At 71.6% G+C, this 19,423-nt stretch carries 10 protein-coding genes; 6 read left to right on the forward strand and 4 right to left on the reverse strand.

Features of this window, described 5'->3' with window-relative positions:
• The first annotated feature begins 65 nt into the window (after positions 1-65).
• A complete protein-coding gene (locus ACIBI9_RS00385) occupies positions 66-1,871 on the forward strand; it encodes a glycoside hydrolase family 2 protein (protein ID WP_397219748.1) in 1,806 nt (601 codons plus the stop codon).
• Positions 1,872-1,885: 14 nt separating this feature from the next.
• On the opposite strand, the gene ACIBI9_RS00390 is transcribed toward ACIBI9_RS00385, so the two are convergent.
• Both ACIBI9_RS00390 and ACIBI9_RS00395 read right to left on the reverse strand, forming a co-directional pair.
• On the reverse strand, positions 1,886-4,540 hold the full coding sequence (locus ACIBI9_RS00390) for a hypothetical protein (protein WP_397219749.1): 2,655 nt from the start codon (positions 4,538-4,540) through the stop codon (positions 1,886-1,888).
• 95 nt (positions 4,541-4,635) lie between these two features.
• Positions 4,636-6,702 (reverse strand): S8 family serine peptidase, encoded by a 2,067-nt coding sequence (locus ACIBI9_RS00395; RefSeq protein ID WP_397219750.1) that lies wholly within the window; start codon positions 6,700-6,702, stop codon positions 4,636-4,638.
• Between the two features lie 665 nt (positions 6,703-7,367).
• On the opposite strand from ACIBI9_RS00395, the gene ACIBI9_RS00400 reads away from it, so the two are divergent.
• Entirely contained in the window at positions 7,368-12,845 is a 5,478-nt protein-coding gene (locus ACIBI9_RS00400; RefSeq protein WP_397219751.1) for a biotin carboxylase N-terminal domain-containing protein, read from the forward strand.
• Between the two features lie 16 nt (positions 12,846-12,861).
• Here ACIBI9_RS00400 and ACIBI9_RS00405 read toward each other — a convergent pair whose 3' ends face one another.
• On the reverse strand, positions 12,862-13,248 hold the full coding sequence (locus ACIBI9_RS00405) for a VOC family protein (protein WP_397219752.1): 387 nt from the start codon (positions 13,246-13,248) through the stop codon (positions 12,862-12,864).
• A 267-nt stretch (positions 13,249-13,515) separates the two neighbouring features.
• Between ACIBI9_RS00405 and ACIBI9_RS00410 the strand changes: the two genes are divergently transcribed.
• The gene (locus tag ACIBI9_RS00410) at positions 13,516-14,526 is read left to right on the forward strand and encodes a LacI family DNA-binding transcriptional regulator (protein WP_397219753.1); all 1,011 of its coding nucleotides are present in this window, start codon (positions 13,516-13,518) and stop codon (positions 14,524-14,526) included.
• On the opposite strand, the gene ACIBI9_RS00415 is transcribed toward ACIBI9_RS00410, so the two are convergent.
• Entirely contained in the window at positions 14,523-16,079 is a 1,557-nt protein-coding gene (locus tag ACIBI9_RS00415) for a glycoside hydrolase family 43 protein (RefSeq protein ID WP_397219754.1), read from the reverse strand. The two genes, ACIBI9_RS00410 and ACIBI9_RS00415, sit on opposite strands and share 4 nt — an antisense overlap.
• A 127-nt stretch (positions 16,080-16,206) precedes the next feature.
• Here ACIBI9_RS00415 and ACIBI9_RS00420 point away from each other — a divergent pair, with 127 nt between their 5' ends.
• The 3 genes from ACIBI9_RS00420 to ACIBI9_RS00430 are packed head-to-tail and all read left to right on the forward strand — an operon-like array spanning position 16,207 to position 19,418.
• Positions 16,207-17,559 carry an ABC transporter substrate-binding protein gene (locus tag ACIBI9_RS00420; RefSeq protein ID WP_397219755.1) on the forward strand — a complete coding sequence of 451 codons (1,353 nt, stop codon included), beginning with the start codon at positions 16,207-16,209 and terminating at the stop codon, positions 17,557-17,559.
• Between the two features lie 51 nt (positions 17,560-17,610).
• Positions 17,611-18,537: a carbohydrate ABC transporter permease gene (locus tag ACIBI9_RS00425; RefSeq protein ID WP_397219756.1), complete on the forward strand. Its 927-nt coding sequence runs from the start codon at positions 17,611-17,613 to the stop codon at positions 18,535-18,537.
• Complete coding sequence (locus ACIBI9_RS00430; RefSeq protein ID WP_397219758.1) at positions 18,534-19,418, forward strand: carbohydrate ABC transporter permease; 885 nt, start codon at positions 18,534-18,536, stop codon at positions 19,416-19,418. Before ACIBI9_RS00425 ends, ACIBI9_RS00430 begins: the two co-directional genes overlap by 4 nt.
• Positions 19,419-19,423: the final 5 nt, after the last annotated feature.

The following is a 19,423-nucleotide window of genomic DNA, read 5'->3' on the forward strand; positions in this document are numbered from 1 at the left end:
AATCGGTTTCATGATTGGGAATCGATAGGCTGTGTGATTCAGGTCACATTCTCGAAGGGTGCCAGATGCCGAGTTCCGCTCCCCATGACGTCCCCCGCCCTGAATACCCGCGCCCGCAGCTGGTTCGCGAGGACTGGCTCAACCTCAACGGCCCGTGGCAGTTCGAGATCGACGCCGCAGACTCCGGCCTGGAGCGCGGCCTGCGTGAGCGCGAGCTCTCCGGGACGATCACCGTGCCCTTCGCGCCGGAGTCGGAGCTGTCCGGCATCGGGCACACCGACTTCATGGAGGCGGTGTGGTACCGCCGCACCGTGACGATCCCGGCCTCCTGGGCGGGCCGCCGCCCGCTGCTGCACTTCGGCGCCGTCGACCACGACGCCACGGTGTGGGTGAACGGCGTCGAGGTGGCCCGCCACCGCGGCGGCTTCTCCCCGTTCACGGCCGACCTGTCGGCGGTGGCGCGCCCCGGCGAGGAGGCCACGATCGTGGTACGCGCACGCGACCCCCGGCACGGGCCCCAGGCGCGCGGCAAGCAGTCCACCAGGTACCAGAACTTCGAGTGCCTCTACACCCGCACCACGGGGATCTGGCAGACGGTGTGGCTGGAGCCCGTCCCCGACGTTCACCTGCGCCGCCCACGCATCACGCCCGACGTCGCGACCTCCTCCTTCAACGTCGTCGTCCCCCTGTCGGGCAACCGCCCGGGCAGCGCGGTCCGCGTGACCGTGACCGACGGGGACGGCGTCGTCGCCACCGCGACCGCCCGCGCGGACGTGGACCTCGCCCCCTCCGTACGCCTGCCGCTGGACCGGGCACGCCTGTGGGAGCCGGGCGACGGCTTCCTCTACGGCGTCAGGATCGAGCTGCTCGACGCCGCGGGCGCCGTCACGGACGCCGCCGACAGCTACGCCGGGTTACGCTCGATCGCGATCGACGGCAAGCGCGTGCTCATCAACGGCCGCCCCGTCTTCCAGCGGCTCGTGCTCGACCAGGGCTACTACCCCGACGGCCTCATGACCGCACCCACCGATGCCGCGCTCCTGCGGGACATCGAGCTGTCGCTGGCCGCGGGCTTCAACGGCGCGCGCCTGCACCAGAAGGTGTTCGAGGAGCGCTTCCTCTACCACGCCGACCGGCTGGGCTACCTGGTGTGGGGCGAGTTCGGCGACTGGGGCGCCTCCGCCGGCCACGAGCAGCAGCCGACCGCCTCCTTCGTCACGCAGTGGCTGGAGGTCCTGGAACGGGACGTCTCGCACCCGTCGATCATCGGCTGGTGCCCGCTCAACGAGACCACCCAGGAGATCCACGACCACGTCACCCAGCTCGACGACGTCACGCGCGGCATGTTCCTGGCCACGAAGCTCGCCGACCCCACCCGCCCGGTCATCGACGCCTCGGGCTACAGCCACCGCGTACGGGAGACGGACATCTACGACTCGCACAACTACGAGCAGGAGCCCGGCGTGTTCGCCGACCGGCTGAGCGGGCTGGGCAAGGACGAGCCGTTCGTCAACGGCGCGCCCGATCGGCCGATCTCCGTCCCCTACCGCGGGCAGCCCTACTTCGTCAGCGAGTACGGCGGCATCTGGTGGAACCCCGAGCTCGCCGGGACCGAGCAGGACGCGGACCGCGAGAGCTCATGGGGCTACGGCCGGCGGGTGAGGGACGAGGAGGAGTTCCACACCCGCTTCGCCGGCCTGACCGGGACGCTGCTGGAAGACCCGGACATGTTCGGCTACTGCTACACGCAGCTGACCGACGTGTTCCAGGAGGAGAACGGCATCTACCGCTTCGACCGGACGGCCAAACTCGACGTCGAGCGCGTCCGCGCGGTCCAGTCCCGGCCGGCCGCCTCAGAGCGGCGCCCATGACCTCGAAACCGGCGTCACGGTGAACAGGCGGTGAGCCGCGCGTGCAGGCGGCGGGCCTGGCGTACCAGCTCGGAGTCGGGGGTCCGGCCCGCCAGCTCGGCCACCGCCGCCAGCTCGCCCCGCGCGCCCACCCACTCGGCCACCTCCGCCGCGAAGCCGATCACCCGCGTGTGCGCGCTCGTCGCCCGCTCCCCGGGCCCCGGCAGGTAGGCGGGCAGCAGGCCGGTCATCACCTGCCAGACCTCCCGATGGGCGCCGCGCTCGGCCGCCTCCCTGAGCGCGGCGACGGCGACGGACGGGGCCTCGTGCCCGCGTCTGAGCAGCTCCGCCAGCTGCCTGCCGAGCTCCGCGCCCGGCAGGTCGCCGGCGGCGGCCAGGTGCAGCAGCGGCTGCAGGCCGCCGTCGGGCTCGTCGAGCAGGTAGTAGGCCAGCAGCAGCGCCAGCCCCGGCCCGCCGGGACCGTCGGCGAGCGTGAGGAGCTCCAGGTCGCGCGACGAGGGCCTGCTGTGTGCCCCGTACGACATCACCATGTAGATCGATCGTGCGGCCACCAGCTCCCGATGCCCGGCGAACACGGGCAGCATGAGCCTGCAGATCTCCTCGCGCATCCGCGGCACCAGGAAATCGCCGAGCACCTCGGCGTATTCGGGCCCGCTCACGAACTCGGAGGTGACGACGCCGTCGCGATCACCGGTCTCCCAGCGCAGCACCACCTCCGGATCGGCGGGCCGGTCGGTGAGCCACCGGCACACCGTGCGCCCCGCCTCCCCGGTCAGGCGCGCCGCCCGGGCGGCCACCTCCGGGGTGACGGTCCTGGACAGCCGCAGCAGCGCCTGCCGCAGGTCCAGCGGCAACGCGGTCACGCCGTCGCGTTCGTAGCCCTCCAGCCGCTCGACCAGCGCCTGCGCGTCCAGCAGGCCGTTGTCGCGGGTCGGCGTGGCCAGCAGGTACGGCGGCAACCGGCCGTCCAGCTGCGCCTGGTAGACCTCGGCGAAACGCGCCAGAGGGACGATCTTCCACGCGGCATCGTGCGTCATCTCCGGGACGCGCCGCGGCGGATTGGCCTCGCCGTCCGGCATGACCTTGTGCTCCGACCCCGGCTCGGCCAGCTCCCTGGCCATGGCACAGGCCCATTGGGCGGTCTCCCACCAGGGGAACCACCGGTAGGCCCGGTCGTCGCAGCGGGCGGCGAGCGGAGCCAGCTCGGCGACCAGCTCGTCCCGGTCGCCGTCGGCCACCATCCGGACGAAGCCGTCCAGCCACAGCTCGGACTGCGACCACTCGAACTCGGCGAGCTTGAGGCGGGCCAGCGCCCTGGCCGTGCTGATCGACGGCATCGGCCCGGGCTCTGGCGCGGCGGGCAGCGGCACGGGGACGAAGCGGACCGGCTCCGGCTCGGGCGGCGCCTCGGCGCCGAACGCCCGGGCCAGCTCGGTGCCGTGGCCCGGAGGCAGCAGCGCCACGGTCTCCCTCATCGTCTCGGCCCCGAGCGGGCCGAAGCGCGGGGCGTGCTTGACCGCCAGCTTGATCGCCCGCTCCCGTGCCTCGGCCGACTCGCAGAGCAGCGCGGCGGCCAGCGCGGGCGCGTAGGCGTCGAGATCGCCATCGGCTGCCTTGAGCACCCGGTCGAGCAGGCTCAGACCCGCACGCACGAGCCTGCCCTCGCGGCGGTAGAGCAGGCCCTCGACGGCCTCCGCCGGCGGAGCGACCTTCAGGCGGCGCAACTGCCGCAGCGCCAGGTCGGCGAGGTTGGCCGGGCCGTGGGAGAGCAACGCCGCATAGTCGCCGGCGTGCGGCGCGACCTCCTCCGGGGCCGGGTCGAGCAGATCGTGCAGGCGTACGAAGAAGCGCAGGCCGGCGGCCTGGCCACCGCGCAGGAACCGGGTGCGGCAGCCGTCGAGCAGGGTCGCGCGCCGGATCCGGCCCTCGGCGGCCAGCTCGACGAGCGCCGCGGGCAGGTCCTGGTCGTTGTCCAGCGGCCTGCCCGTTCCCTCGGCCTCGAACAGCCGCGGCAGCATGACGTCCAGCAGAGGATCGCCGGCCAGGTCGCCGGGAGGGGTGGCGATCACCCACGCGAGAGTGAGCGGGTCGTGCTGGGGCGGCTCGGCGCCGCTGGCGCGCAGCAGCTCCAGCGCCAGCCGCACCCGCCGATCGCCGGCCTCGGGACGGGTGCCGCGCAGCCGCAGCGCCAGCCGCACGGCGAGATCTTGCTGCCAGGCGACGGGCCTGGCAGCGACGACCTCGAGGATGGCCGGGATGTCGCCGGCCTCGCCCGGCGTCGAGGTGGGCTCGAGATCGCGCTTGGTGAGCCAGGTCGCGACGGCCGCGGCGCCCGCGATGGCTCCGGCTCCCGCCACGCGCATCGGCTCCATCCAGCGGTCTTCCACCACCGGGGCCTGGCTCAGCAGCGCGGTGGCCCCCGGCAGATCGAGCACGTACCGGCCCGCCTCCGCCGCCAGGAGCTCGAACTCGCGCCACCGGGCTTGGTGCCGCCGCATGCGCTCGTAGTCGCGGCGGGTCCCGGCCTGCCGGGCGATCGGCAGGTATCCGGGTAACTCGCGCGCCACCTCGCGGCGTTGCGCGTCGCTGTAGCCGATCATCAGGGCCGCGACGGCGGAGGCGTCCTCGGCGTCGATGGCCGCGCGGACGGTGTCCCAGGCGTTGGTCATGGCGGCGACAGTAGGGCAGGCCACCGACAAATGCCTGCCTGTGAGCGCCGGGCTTCGCGCTCGGGCGTCACAGGCAGGCCAGGTGGGTCAGCGGCTCAGAACTTGATCCACCAGCCGTCCAGGTAACCCGTGTCACCTGCGGTGACGTCCTCGACGCGTAACGTCCACGTCCCGTTCGCCGGTGAGGCGCTTCCGTCCACCGGATAGGTCTCCCAGATGACGTCGCCGTTGTCTTGGGGGTTTTGTATGCGGAGTTTGTACACCTTGCCGTTCGGGCTGATCAGGTCGATCTTCAGATCGCCCACCCAGGTGTGGTGGATCTCCGCGTAGACCGTCGCCTTCGTGGGCGCGTTGCCCGGGAGCCAGCCCGTCACCGTGATGGGCGAGGTGACGACGCCTTTGTCCGGGATGTTGTGGTCGTCCCAGTTCTCGAAGAAGGGGAAGTCCATCGACCAGCCGTCGATGAAGCCGGCGTCGGGTGCGTAGGCGTCCGTGGCACGGAGCTTCCAGGTGCCGTTCGGCGTGGTCACGGAGCTGGTGTCCACGTCGTACGTCTCGTCGATGGAATCGCTGCCGTCCGGGGACGGCTCCCGCAGCGGGAACACCTTCCCGTCCGGGCTGACCAGTTCGAGCTTCAGATCGCCCACCCAGGGGTGCTGGACGGAGACCCAGACGTGCAGCTGGACCGGCCCCTTGTCGAGGATGCCGCTCACGTCGATCGGAGAGTTCACGCTGCCCCGATCGGGAATGGCGTGGTCGTCCAGGTTGACGAAGTACGGCGGCCAGACGCCCTTCGGATCATCCGGGGTGGGGGTGGGCGTGGGGGTGGGGGTCGGGTTCTGGGGGAGGGCGGCGCTGTCCAGCCGGAGCCGCGGAGTGGTGGCGCCGGTGTAGGTGATGGGCTTGCCCGTGGTCTTCATGGCCGATCCCAGCTCCGCGATGCTCGCCTGGGGGAAGGCCTGGCGAAGCACGGCCAGCGCGCCGGTCACGTGCGGAGCGGCCATCGAGGTGCCGCTCAGCGGCGCCCACTTGTCACCGGGCACCGAGGAGATGATCGAGGTTCCGGGGGCGAAGAGGTCCAGGAGGGGGCCGCGGTTGCTGAAGGTGGACACGGTGTCGTCGTCGGTGGTGCTGCCCACCGTGATGGCCGAGGGCACGCAGGCCGGCGCGCTCACCGCGTCGCCGTACCCGTCGTTCCCGGCCGCCACCACCGTCGCCACCCCGGCCGCCAGGAGGCTGTCGATGGCGGGCTTGCGCGGGTCGGTGTCACAGGTGGCGGTGTAGCGGCCGCTGCCCAGGCTCAGGTTGGCGGCCACCAGCGGCGTACCGGCCTCCTTCAGCTCCAGGACCTTCTCCAGGCCCGCCATCTGGGCGCTGGTGAAGCTCAGCACGCACGGCGCGGCGCCCGCGCCGCAGAAGTCCTCCGACGTGAACTTGCTGAACACCTGAATGGCGACCAGGTCGGCTCCGGGTGCGACACCGGCCGGTGGTGCTCCGGTCACGCCCTTGCCGTCGCCGATGGCGATGCCGGCCACGTGCGTGCCGTGATCACAGTCGAGGGCGGGATCCGCGCACGGCCCCTGTTCGGAGTCGGCCGCCCCGGGCCCCTCCTGCTGAGCGGTTCCGTCGGGGCACAGGCTGGTGGAGCCGTAGTCGGCGTCGATGGGGGAGAAGCAGGCCTCGTCGAGCACCCGTCCACCCAGGAAGGGGTGGCCGGTCGCGACGCCGGTGTCGAGGACGGCCACCGCGCTGCCCTCGCCGGTCAGGCCCGCGGCCCGGGTGCGATCGCCGCCGATCAACGGGACGCTCTCGGCCAGGACCGGCGGTACCGGCCGGTCCTCCGACACGCTCACGACGCCCGGCCGGGTGGCCAGCCGGTCCAGCGCCGCCGCGTCGACACGTAAGGTCACCATGGGGAACCGGGTCAACGTCTGCAGCACCTGACCGGCGCTCGCCGCGTCGGGCAGATCGGCCCGGGTCTTGGTGACGACGTTCACTCTGATCTTGCCGGCGGCGGCGGCCCGCGCGCGTAACTCCGGCTCCATCGACGGCGGTGCCGCCGCCGTGGCCTGCTCGTCCACGGGCGCGGCATGAGCCGGTACGCTCGCGACCGCCGTGGCCGCCAAGGCCATGATGACGCCGGATATGACCCACTTCTTCATGTCACGTCATCTCCGGCGGCGGCTTGCGGCAGGGGCAACAGGGGGAGCGGCGCGGCCGCGACGGCGACCGTGGACGTTAATCGGCGCAACCAGGTCTCCTTAATGAGTGATTTGATCACCTGGACAGTAAGTGATCGCCAAGCACCCGGCAAGGGTCTGGACAGATGTTCTGCACGGTGCTCAAATCGCATACGGAGCTGCATCTTCCCGGCCCGGAAGCGGCGTTTGGGCGCTCGCCGCAAGGCCGTTTCGCCGTAATTTAGGCGCGTCGTCCTGCCAGGTCAGATGCCCGAAAAATGGCTTGCCGGAGAAATGGGCGGAGGTTTTTACAACGGCTTTATGGTGGCATTATGGCGCTTCTGTGGCGGCCGCCCCGATAATTGCCCCGACGAAATCAACATCGATTCGGCGAGGCGTGTCCCAGCCCGGTCCCAAAAGCTTGTGAGGCCCTTGCCGAAGCGCCGTGGCCGGCACGCCGGCGGCCGGCGGCGGGGCGGGAGGGCGCGGGGCCCCTTTTGTGGGGTTTCCACAACCCAGCAGCTTCGCCATGAGCGATGCGGGCCATTGGTGTAGCGGGCGGCGATCGAGCAGGGTGTAGAAAGGTGCAGGCGGCGCTCCGGGACCCGGGCGTCGCCTTTGTGCGTGAGTAAGGGGAGGCTCAGCCGGTGTTCAGTCGTGTCGCCATCGTCAACCGTGGAGAGGCAGCGATGCGGCTCATCCACGCCGTCCGGGATCTCTGCGCCGAGACCGGGGCGCGGATCGAGACGGTGGCCCTCTACACCGACGCCGACCGCCACGCGACCTTCGTCCGCGAAGCGGACCTCGCCTACCCGCTGGGCCCCGCCTCCGCCCGCCCTTACCTCGACCACGCCGTCCTGGAGCGGGCGCTGGTGGAGAGCGGGGCCGACGCCGCGTGGGTCGGCTGGGGGTTCGTCGCCGAGGACCCGGCGTTCGCCGAGCTGTGCGAGAAGATCGGCGTGACCTTCGTCGGGCCGAGCGCGGAGGCGATGCGCAAGCTCGGCGACAAGATCGGCGCCAAGCTCATCGCCGAGGAGGTGGGCGTCCCCGTCGCGCCGTGGAGCCGCGGCGAGGTCGCCACCCTGGAGGACGCGCTGCGCGCCGGCGACGAGATCGGCTACCCGCTGATGCTCAAGGCGACCGCGGGCGGCGGCGGGCGCGGCATCCGCATGGTCGCCTCGAAGGAGGACCTGGCCGACGCCTACGAGCGCACCAGCCAGGAGGCGCTGCGCGCGTTCGGCTCCGGCGTGGTCTTCCTGGAGCGCCTGGTCACCGGCGCCCGCCACGTCGAGGTCCAGGTCATCGCCGACGGGCAGGGCACCGCGTGGGCGCTGGGCGTGCGGGACTGCTCGGTGCAGCGGCGCAACCAGAAGATCATCGAGGAGTCCGCCTCTCCCGTGCTGGGGATCGAGCAGACGGCCGAGCTGAAGGCGTCGGCCGAGCGGCTCGCCGTGGCGGTCGGCTACTGCGGCGCCTGCACCGTCGAGTTCCTCTACCACCCCGGCGAGAAGCTGTTCGCCTTCCTCGAGGTCAACACCCGGCTGCAGGTCGAGCACCCGATCACCGAGATCACCACCGGCACCGACCTGGTCCGGCTGCAGCTGCACGTGGCCGGCGGCGGGAAGCTCGAAGGCCCCCAGCCGGGCGAGGCCGGCCACGCCGTCGAGGCCCGGCTCAACGCCGAGGACCCCGACCGCGACTTCGCGCCCGCCCCGGGCCGCATCGCGCGCCTGGTGCTGCCCACCGGGCCCGGCATCCGCGTCGACACCGGCGTCAGCGAGGGCGACACCATCCCCGCCGACTTCGACTCGATGATCGCGAAGATCATCGCCTACGGCCGCGACCGCGAGCAGGCGCTGGGCCGGCTGCGCCGCGCGATGGCCGACACCACGGTGATCATCGAGGGCGGCGCCACCAACAAGAGCTTCGTGCTCGACCTGCTCGACCAGCCCGAGGTGATCGACGCGAGCGCCGACACCGGCTGGATCGACCGCGTGCGCGCCAAGGGCCGCCTGGTCAGCCACCGGCACTCCGCGATCGCCCTGGCCGCCGCCGCGATCGAGGCCTACCAGGACGAGGAGGAGGTCGGCCGCCGTCGGCTGCTGTCCACCGCGCACGGCGGCCGCCCGCAGGTGCAGCACGACTCGGGCCGCCCGCTGGACCTCAAGCTCCGTGGCGTCGGCTACCGCGTGAGCGTGGCCCGGGTCGGGCACCGGCGCTTCCGCGTCGGGATCTCCGGTGGGGGCGACGTGCATCCTGCGGACGTCGAGGTGGAGCGGTTCGACGAGCACAGCGGCCAGATCGTGGTCAACGGCCGCCGGTTCCGGGTGGTGTCGGCCACGCACGGGCCGATCCACCTGGTCGAGGTCGACGGCGTGACTCACCGGATCAGCCGCGACGAGGGCGGCGTCGTCCGCTCTCCCGCGCCCGCGCTGGTGGTCGCGACGCCGCTGTCGGTCGGCGACGAGGTCGAGCCGGGCGCGCCGATCCTGGTGCTGGAGAGCATGAAGATGGAGACGGTGCTGCGCGCGCCGTTCCGCGCCCGCGTCCGTGAGTGCCCGGTGTCGGTGGGCAGCCAGGTCGAGACCGGCGCGCCGCTGATGCGCCTGGAGCCCCTCGCCGACGAAGGTCCCGAAGAGGAGGCCGCGGGCGCCGCCGAGATCGACCTGCCCGCCGTGCCGTCTGACGTGTCCGCGGCCGACCGGGTCGAGCGCGGCCTGCAGGATCTGCGCGGCCTGCTGCTCGGCTTCGACGGCGACCCGTACGACCGCAAGCGGGTGCTGACGGCTTACCTGGATGCGCGCGCCGAGCTGGGCCGGCAGCCGATCGAAGGCGAGCTCGACCTGCTCACCGTGTTCGCCGACCTGGCCGAGCTGAGCCGCAACAAGCCGGGCGGCGCGCTCGACGTCGAGCCGGGCAACCCCGTGCACAGCCCGCGCGAGTTCTTCCACAGCTACCTGCAGAGCCTCGACGTCGAGCGCGCCGGCGTCACCCAGAGCTTCCAGGCCAAGCTCACGAGGGTCCTCGCCCACTACGGCGTCCACGACCTCGACCGCACGCCGGAGCTGGAGGCCGCGGTCTTCCGGATCTTCCTGGCCCAGCAGCAGATGAGCACCGGCGTCGCGATCGTGTCGGAGCTGCTGCGCGAGTGGCTGGCCGGCGCGTCGCCGTTCGAGTCGCTCAGCGAGCGCGCCGGGCTCGCCCTGGAGCACCTGATCGAGGCCACGCAGGTGCGCTTCCCCACGGTGTCCGACCTGGCCCGCGGCGTGGTGTTCCGCTGGTTCGCCCAGCCGCTGCTGCGCCGCAACCGCGCCAAGGTCTACGCCGCGGTACGTGACGACCTGCGCTACCTGGACGCCGACCCCGGCGCGCCGGACCGCGCCGAGCGGATCCAGTCCATGGTGGCCAGCTCCGAGCCGCTGGTCCGGCTGATCGGCCAGCGGATCGGCCGGCTCGGGCTGGATCACGCGCCGCTGCTGGAGGTGCTGACCCGCCGCTACTACGGCAACCGGGGGCTGTCCGAGGTCACCGCTCGCGAGGTGGCGGGCTGCCCGTTCGTCACCGCCGAGCGCACCGGCGCGGACGGCGTGACCCGCGTGGTCGCCACGGCGGTCGACATCGCCGCCCTGCCCGCCGCCGTCGGCGCCGTCGGCACGTTCGCCACCGACGGCCCCGCTGACGGGGGGCTGGTCGCCGACCTCTACGTCACCTGGGAGGACCAGCCGGACGCCGACGCGATGGCGGCGCGGATCGGCCGGCTCCTCGCCGAGCACTCGCAGCCCGCGGGCGTCAGCCGGATCACCGCCACCGTCGTCGGCACCAGCGGCGCCGTGATGCATCACCACTTCACCTTCCGTCCCGACGGGGCGGGCTTCGCCGAAGACCGGCTGATCCGCGGCCTGCACCCGCAGATCGCCGAGCGCCTGCAGCTGCAGCGGCTGCGCGAGTTCGACCTCACCCGGCTGCCGTCCGCCGACGAGGAGGTCTACCTGTTCAAGGCCGTGGCGCGCAGCAACCCGGCCGACGAGCGGCTCATCGCGATGGGCCAGGTCCGCGACCTCACGCCGCTGCGCGAGGCCGACGGCAGGCTGATCGCGCTGCCCGCGGTGGAGGACGCGCTCACCGCCGGCCTCGACGCGATCCGCAACATCCAGGCGCAGCGCCCCCAGAACAAGCGCTTCGACACCAACCGGATCCTGATGTACGTCTGGCCGTCGACCGAGCTGTCCACCGACGAGCTCAACATGCTGGTCCAGCGCATCCTGCCGACCACGGCCGGCGCGGGGCTGGAGGAGGTCCAGTTCGTGGCCCGCCAGCGCAACGCCGCCGGCGAGCTGGCCGAGGTCGCCGTGCGGATCACCCTCGACCCGGGCCACGGCGCGAGCCTGCACGTCGGCAAGCCGTCGACCGAGCCGGTCCAGCCGCTGGACGACTACCGCCAGAAGGTGCTGCGCGCGGCCCGGCGCGGAAACGTCTACCCGTACGAGCTGACCGGCCTGCTCGCCGGGCCCGAGGGCGGTTTCGTCGAGCACGACCTCGACGCCGACGGCGCGCTCGTGCCGGTCGACCGGCCCAAGGGTAAGAACTCCGCGGCGATCGTGGCGGGCGTCGTCACCACGCCGACGGAGCGGCACCCCGAAGGCGTCACCCGCGTGGTCCTGCTCGGCGACCCGACGAAGGCGCTGGGCGCCCTGTCGGAGCCCGAGTGCTCGCGGGTGATCGCGGCCCTCGACCTCGCCGAGCGGATGCGGGTCCCGCTGGAGTGGTACGCGCTGTCGGCGGGCGCGCGGATCTCGATGACCTCGGGCACCGAGAACATGGACTGGGTCGCGGCCGCTCTCAAGCGGATCGTCACGTTCACCCAGGCCGGCGGCGAGATCAACATCGTGGTCGCCGGGATCACCGTCGGCGCCCAGCCGTACTGGAACGCCGAGGCGACGATGCTCATGCACACCAAGGGCATCCTGGTGATGACGCCGGACTCGGCGATGGTGCTCACCGGCAAGCAGTCACTCGACTTCTCCGGCGGCGTGTCGGCCGAGGACAACTTCGGCATCGGCGGCTACGACCGCGTCATGGGGCCGAACGGCCAGGCCCAGTACTGGGCGCCCAACCTGCCTGCCGCCCGCGACGTGCTCATGGCGCACTACGACCACACCTACGTCGTGCCCGGCGAGACCGCGCCGCGGCGGGCCGGCACCGTCGACCCGGCCGACCGCGACATCTCCGAGTTCCCGCACACGATCGACGGCAGCGACTTCGCCACCGTCGGCCAGATCTTCTCCGCCGAGCACAACCCCGACCGCAAGAAGCCGTTCGACATCCGCACGGTGATGCGCGCCGTGTCCGACCAGGACCACCCGGTGCTGGAGCGCTGGGCGGGCATGGCCGACGCGGAGACGTCCGCGGTGCAGGACGTGCACATCGGCGGCTGGCCGGTCTGCCTGATCGGCATCGAGTCGCGCTCGGTGCCGCGGCGCGGCTTCCCGCCCACCGACGGGCCCGACACCTACACCGCGGGCACGCTGTTCCCGCGGTCGTCGAAGAAGACCGCGCGGGCGATCAACTCCGCGTCCGGCAACCGGCCGCTGGTGGTGCTGGCCAACCTGTCCGGGTTCGACGGCTCGCCGGAGTCGATGCGCAAGCTCCAGCTGGAGTACGGCGCGGAGATCGGCCGGGCGATCGTCAACTTCGACGGGCCGATCGTGTTCTGCGTGATCTCCCGTTACCACGGCGGCGCGTTCGTGGTGTTCTCCAAGGCGCTCAACCCGAACATGACCGTGCTCGCGCTGGAGGGCTCGTTCGCCTCGGTGCTCGGCGGCGCCCCGGCAGCCGCCGTGGTGTTCTCCGGCGAGGTCAACAACCGCACCGCGACCGACCCGCGGGTGACCGAGCTGCAGAGGCGGGTCTCGGCGGCCAGCGGCGCCGAGCGGGCGGTGCTCAACGCCCAGCTCGCCGAGGTGCAGACCGCCGTCCGGGCGGAGAAGCTCGGCGAGGTCGCCGCGGAGTTCGACCGGGTGCACAGCATCCAGCGCGCGGTCGAGGTCGGCTCGGTGGACGCGATCATCCGCGCCGCCGAGCTGCGGCCGCGGATCATCGAGGCCATCGAGCGGGCGATGGCCTGACCGTCACGCGCCCCCGTCAGCGGGGGTCACGGCGCAGCGGATGATCGGAGGGGACCTCGACGAGCACGATGCGATGCCCGTCGGGGTCCTCGATCCACAGCTCGATGAGGCCCCACGGCTCCAGCCGCGCCTCACGTGCCACCGTGACCCCCGCCTCCCGGAGCCGTTTCTCCTCCTGCGCCACATCGCGTACCTGCAGCCACAGCGACAGCCCCGAGACGGCCCCGTCGTCGGAGTGCCCGGAGATCTCCAGGAACCCCTGGCCGAGGAAGAAGACCACGCCCGGGTGGTCGGCGGGGCCGAACTCGCGATAGACGGCCAGGCCGAGCGTCTCGCGGTAGAAGCCGAGGCTCCGCATGAGATCCTTCGGACGCAGCAGCACTCGATTGCTCAGCACCTCCATTCCCGACCTGTTCCCCGTCGGACCGGCGGAAACGCGGCATCCAGATGTGAGCGACATCACCTGTCAACCGTGACACAACGGTGTCGCCGGAGGGCGGGACGCTACTCGCCCGTCTTCCTGCCCCGCCCGTCGATCGTCAACGGCAATTTCGTGATGTGACAGAACGGTCGGTTGGATCTTTGGGCGGGAACGCCCGGCGGATGTGGCACCATCGAATCGGCACCGGGCAGACGGGGCCGGCACGGTGGAGGCCGGGAAGCGAAGGACATGAATCGGGCACCAGGCATGGTGGATGTGGCACGCGAGGCGGGCGTGTCGCACGTCACCGTCTCCCGCGTCCTCAACGACCACCCCTCCGTCCGCCCGGAGACCCGGGCTCGCGTCGAGGCCGCTATCGAGAAGCTCGGCTACCGCCGTAACAGCGTCGCCCGCGCGCTCAAGAGCCGCCGTTCCTCGACGATCGGGGTGGTGCTCGCCGGGGCCGAGCTGTACGAGCTGCCCCGCATCCTGCGTGGCGTGCAGACGGCGGCGCAGCGGGCCGGCTACTGGGTCAACCTGGCCAGCTGGCAGGGCGGCACCACCAGAGACCTGGCCGAGACCCTGCAGCGGCTCACCGACCAGGCGGTCGAGGCCATCGCGGTCATCGCCGACCGGCCCATGGTGATGGACGCCCTGGCCGACATCGTGACCGGCGTGCCGATGACGGTGGTCATGTCCGGCAACGTGCCCAACCCGGATCTCGGCTTCGTCGAGCTCGATCAGGAGCTGGGCGCGCGGCTGGCCGTACGGCACCTGCTGGAGCTGGGGCATCGCCACGTCGTTCACCTGACCGGCGCGCTGCGCACCTTCGACGCCCGGGCCCGCGTCAAGGGCTGGAGGACCGCGCTGGACGAGGCGCCGGAGGCCGGCGGCGAGCATTTCGAGGGCGACTTCACCGGCAACAGCGGCTACCGGCTGGCCCACTACCTCGTCACCCGCCACACCGGTGAGCCGCCGACGGCGATCTTCGCCGGCAACGACCAGATGGCCATGGGGGTGCTGGCGGCCTTCGCCGAGCTCGGCGTGAAGGTGCCCGGCGACGTCTCGCTCGTCGGTTTCGACGACATCGCGGGAGCGGCCTACCAGGTGCCCTCGCTGACCACGGTCCGCCAGGACTTCGTCGCTCTCGGCGAGCGGTCCATCGAGCAGGTGCTGCGCATGATGCAGGGCGAGCCGGCCTCGTGCGAGCGGATCGCTCCCGAGCTCGTGGTCCGGCGCAGCACGGCGCCGCCCCGCTAGCCGGCCGCTTCGGGGTCGGGCTGGTATTCGAACCAGTGGACGCGCGCCCGTCCGTCGCTCGCGTGGCCGTTGCCGGTGGCGTAAAGGCCCAGGTAGACCCCGACGAAGCCGCCCGCGCGCTCGGTGCTGAAGAAGGAGCGTTCGATCGTGGCCAGGCTGATCCACTGCGCCGCTGTGACGTCCCTGACGCGGAAGGTGTAGCCGGCCTCGTCTCCGTCGACCGCCAGCAGCACCTCGCCGGTCGAGACCGGGACCGAGGCCCGGCGGGTGCTCGTGCCCGCCTCCCGGACCGTCAGCACGGCCTGCGCCTTCCCGTCGCCGTCCACGGTCAGGGCGAGCGTGGCGTGGTGGTCCTGGTGCTGGAAGACGGCCAGGCCGGCCTCTTCTGACGGGCGCGCCGCGGCGAAGCCGATCCGGGTCCGCGCGCCGAAGCGGACGTGCTGCTGGCGCCGGCCGAGGAAGGCCGGTACGCCGGTGGAGCCGAGAGGCTCGGGGGAGAGGTCGATGTCGAGTCCGGACCCGTCGGCCGTGGGTCTGACGAGGTCGCCGACGGGACCGCGCAGGCTGTTCCACTCCAGGCCGTCGAAGCGCGCCCGGCCGGCCGGCGCGGCGGTGTCGCCGTCGAGCTGCCCGGACGCGATCGACGGGAGGCGCTCCGACAGCCGCACGGTTCCCGATTCGGGGGCGAAGACGGGCCCGTGGGCGGTCCAGGTCACGGGCACCAGGAAGACCTCCCTGCCCAGCGTGTGGGTGCCCGCGATCGGCCGCACGCCGAGCGTCACCGCCCACCACTCGCCGACGGGGGTGTCCACCAGGTCGGCGTGGCCGACGTTGTGGATGGGCTCGCCCGGGCCGCGGTGCCGGTGGGTCAGCAGGGGGCTGCGCGGGTCGGTGACGTACGGTCCGGTGACGGTGTCGGAACGCGCCGCGGTGACGCTGTGGTTGCCCTCGGTGCCGCCTTCCGCGGCGATCAGGTGGTACACGCCGTTGCGCTTGTACAGGTGCGGCGCCTCCACCCACGCCCCGCGTACCGCGCCCTGCCACAGCACGTGCGTGGGGCCGACGAGCTTGAGCCGGTCCAGGTCCAGCTCACGCATCCACAACTCGCCGGGACCGCCCTGGACCGCGTCCCGGCAGGCGGTGAGCCAGCACCGGCCGTCGTCGTCGAAGAACAGCGACGGGTCGATGCCCTCGGCCTCCAGCGGGACGGGGTCCGACCACGGCCCGGCGGGGTCGTCGGCGGTCACGACGAAGGTGAGGCTGCCCTGCCGGTTCACGGCCAGCGTGGAGACCACGTAGAAGACGCCCTTGTGGTGGCGGATGGTCGGTGCCCAGACGCCGTCGGAGACGTCCAGGCCCTCCAGCGGAAGCAGCCCGGGCCGGTCCAGCACGTGCGTGAGCTGACGCCAGCGCACCAGGTCACGGCTGTGGAAGAGGGGGAGTCCAGGAAAATAGGTGAAGGACGAGGTGACCAGGTAGAAGTCCTCGCCGACCCGGCAGATCGACGGATCCGGGTAGCAGCCGGGCAGGACCGGGTTGCGGAAAGCAGGCACGGGGGTGGGCTCCGAGAGGTCTCACAAAGAGGGGGCTTGACAGGATGACAACGTTAACATCAGGTTAGATCCCAACGCACGACCCGGCATCCCGCCGAGCGCACCACCCCTCGCCCAGGAGATCGTCATGACCCCACCGACCCCGCCCCGACGCCGCCGACACCGGACGAAGCTGGGCGCCGCGGCGCTGGCGCTCGCCCTGGCGGCGTCGCTGGCCGCCTGCTCGTCCGCCGATGCCCCTCCCTCGGACACGGCGGCGAGCGCGAGCGGGCCGGTCACGCTGCAGGTTTGGACCTGGAACTTGAAGAGCGGCGACCCGGAGGCCGAGGCGATCATCGCCAAGTACCACCAGGAACACCCCAACGTCACGATCAAGCTGTCGGAGGTCGGCGGAACCTCCGACAGCGCCTCCAAGCTGCTGGCCGCCGACAAGGCCGGCGACACCCCCGACGTCGTGCAGCTGGAGTACCGCGCCGTGCCGGCCATGGTGGTCTCCGGCGCCGTGAAGGACATCACCGCCGACGTGGCGTCCGCCAAGTCGGGCATCGACCCCAACATCTGGGCCCTGACCACCTTCAACAACCAGGTCTACGGCGTGCCCCAGGACATCGGGCCGATGGCGTTCACCTACCGCAAGGACCTGTTCGACAAGTACGGCGTCAAGGTCCCCACCACCTGGGCCGAGTACGCCAAGGCCGCCGAGCAGATCCGCAAGAAGGACCCCGACGCCTACATCGCCAGCTTCGCCGCCAACCAGCTCGAGTTCTTCGCCGCCCAGGCCGCCCAGGCCGGTGCCCAGTGGTGGAGCACCGACGGCAGCGCCTGGAAGGTCGGCATCGACAGCGAGCCGTCCCTGAAGACCGCCGACTTCTGGGAGGACCTCGTGAAGCGGGACCTGGTGAAGGTCGAGCCGCTGCTCACGCCCGAATGGAACGCGCAGGTCAACAAGGGCAAGATCCTGAGCTGGGCCGCCGCGGCCTGGGCGCCCAGCGTCATCTACTCGGTGGCGCCCGACACCGCGGGCAAGTGGGAATCCGCGCCGCTGCCGCAGTGGACGCCCGGCAACCCCGCCGTCCCGTTCCTGGGCGGATCCGCCTACCTGGTGCCGGCCAAGTCGAAGCACGCCAAGGAGGCCGCGGCCTTCGCAGCCTGGCTCGGCGCCTCCGACGAGGGCTCCAAGCTGCAGCTCACGCTCGACATCTACCCCGGTGGGAACGCCGGGCGCCAGGCGACGCTGACCCACGAGCCGCCTAAGCTGATGCCGCAGCAGAAGGACTTCTACCAGGTCACCGACCAGGTGATCAAGAACACCACCATCCCGGTGACCTGGGGACCCAACGTGAACATCGCCCAGAGCGCCTTCGGTGACGCGCTCAACAAGGCCGCGCTCGACAAGACCTCCTTCCGCGCGGTGTACCAGGCCACGCAGCAGGCCGTCGTCGCCGACCTGCAGAAGTCCGGCTACACCGTCACCAAGTAAGACGCCGAGGGCCCGGCCGGGCCCTCGGTTCGACCCATCTCTGGACGTCTCATGCCCGCCAGCTCCGCCGGGCGACGCCTGCGCATCCGCGCCGTCGCCACCCCGTGGATGTTCGCCACGCCCGCGATCGTCTTGTTCACCCTGTTCCTGATCATCCCGATCGGCTACGCCGTCTACCTGAGCTTCCGCGGCTTCCGCATCGAAGGCGGCGGCGCGTTCGGGCGGCGGGTGGAAGCCTTCATCGGGTTCGACAACTACGCCGCCGCGCTCTCCGACCCCGAATACGTCGCCGGGCTCGGCCGGGTCCTGCTCTACGGCGTCATCGCCATCCCCAGCGTGCTGGGCCTGGCCCTGCTGTTCGCGCTGCTGCTCGACACCCCCAGGGTGCGGGCGCGCGGCTTCACCCGCACCGCGATCTTCCTTCCGTACGCGGTGCCCGGCGTGATCGCCAGCCTCCTGTGGGGCTTCCTGTACCTGCCCAGCACCAGCCCGCTCACTTACATCGCCAGGCAGCTGCACGCCGGGCCGCTGGACTTCTTCGGCTTCCCCGCCCTGTACTTCTCGCTGGCCAACATCGCCCTGTGGTCCGGCGTCGGCTTCAACATGATCATCATCTTCACGTCGCTGCGCGCCATCCCCACCTCCGTCTACGAGGCGGCCCGCATCGACGGGGCGAGCGAGTGGCAGATCGCCTGGCGCATCAAGATCCCCCTGGTGGCCCCCGCGCTCGTGCTCACCGGCCTGTTCTCCGTGATCGGCACCCTGCAGCTCTACAGCGAACCGGCCACGCTACGGCCGATGACGACCACGATCAGCGCCACCTGGGTGCCGCTGATGAAGATCTACCAGGAGGCGTTCACGAACGACAACCTCGGCGGGGCCGCGGCCGCCTCCGTGGTGCTGGCCGTGGGCATTCTGGCCATCTCGCTGCTGCTGCTGCGGTTCTTCCAGCGCCGAACCTTCGGAGACAACGCATGACCGCCGTACCCCGCACCGGAGACCGCCAGTTCCACCGCCGCCGCCGGGCTGCGGCGCGGCGGCCACGCCTCCCGCTGATCGTGCTGCTGCTCGGCGCGCTGTACTGCCTGACCCCGGTGGCCTGGGTGGTCATCGCCGCCTCCAAGACGTCGCGCGAGCTGTTCACCACCTTCTCCTTCGCCCCCGGCACCGGCATCCTCGAGAACCTGGCCAACCTCAGCGCCTACGGCGACGGCCAGTTCTGGAAGTGGGGGCTCAACTCGCTGCTCTACGCCGGCGTCGGCGCGATCCTGTCGACGCTGGTGTCGGCCATGGCCGGCTACGCCCTGGCCAAGTTCCGCTTCCGCGGGCGCGAGGTCCTGTTCTCCGTGATCCTCGCCGGCGTGCTCGTGCCCGGCATCGTGCTGGCCGTCCCGCAGTATCTGCTGATGGCCGCCGTCGGCCTGGCCGGGACCCACTGGTCGGTGCTGCTGCCGGTCATCATCAACCCGTTCGGCATCTTCCTGTGCCGGGTCTTCGCCGCCGCCTCGGTGCCGGAGAGCACGCTGGAGGCGGCACGCCTGGACGGCGCCGGGGAGACCCGGATCTTCGCCACCATCGTCATGCCCATGATGGTGCAGGGGCTGGTCACGGTGTTCCTGCTGCAGTTCGTCGGCATCTGGAACAACTTCCTGCTGCCCTTCATCATGCTCTCCGACCAGGACAAATATCCGATCACCCTGGGCCTGTACACGTTCCTGGGCAAAGGCGCGGGCGATGGGGACCTGTACTCGCTGGTCATCATGGGCTCGGCCGTCTCCGTCATCCCGCTGATCGCCCTCGTTCTGGTGCTGCAGCGCTTCTGGCGCGCCGACCTGCTGGCCGGCGGATTGAAGGGATGACCTGC

The sequence above is a fragment of the Nonomuraea sp. NPDC050451 genome (genome assembly GCF_044458585.1).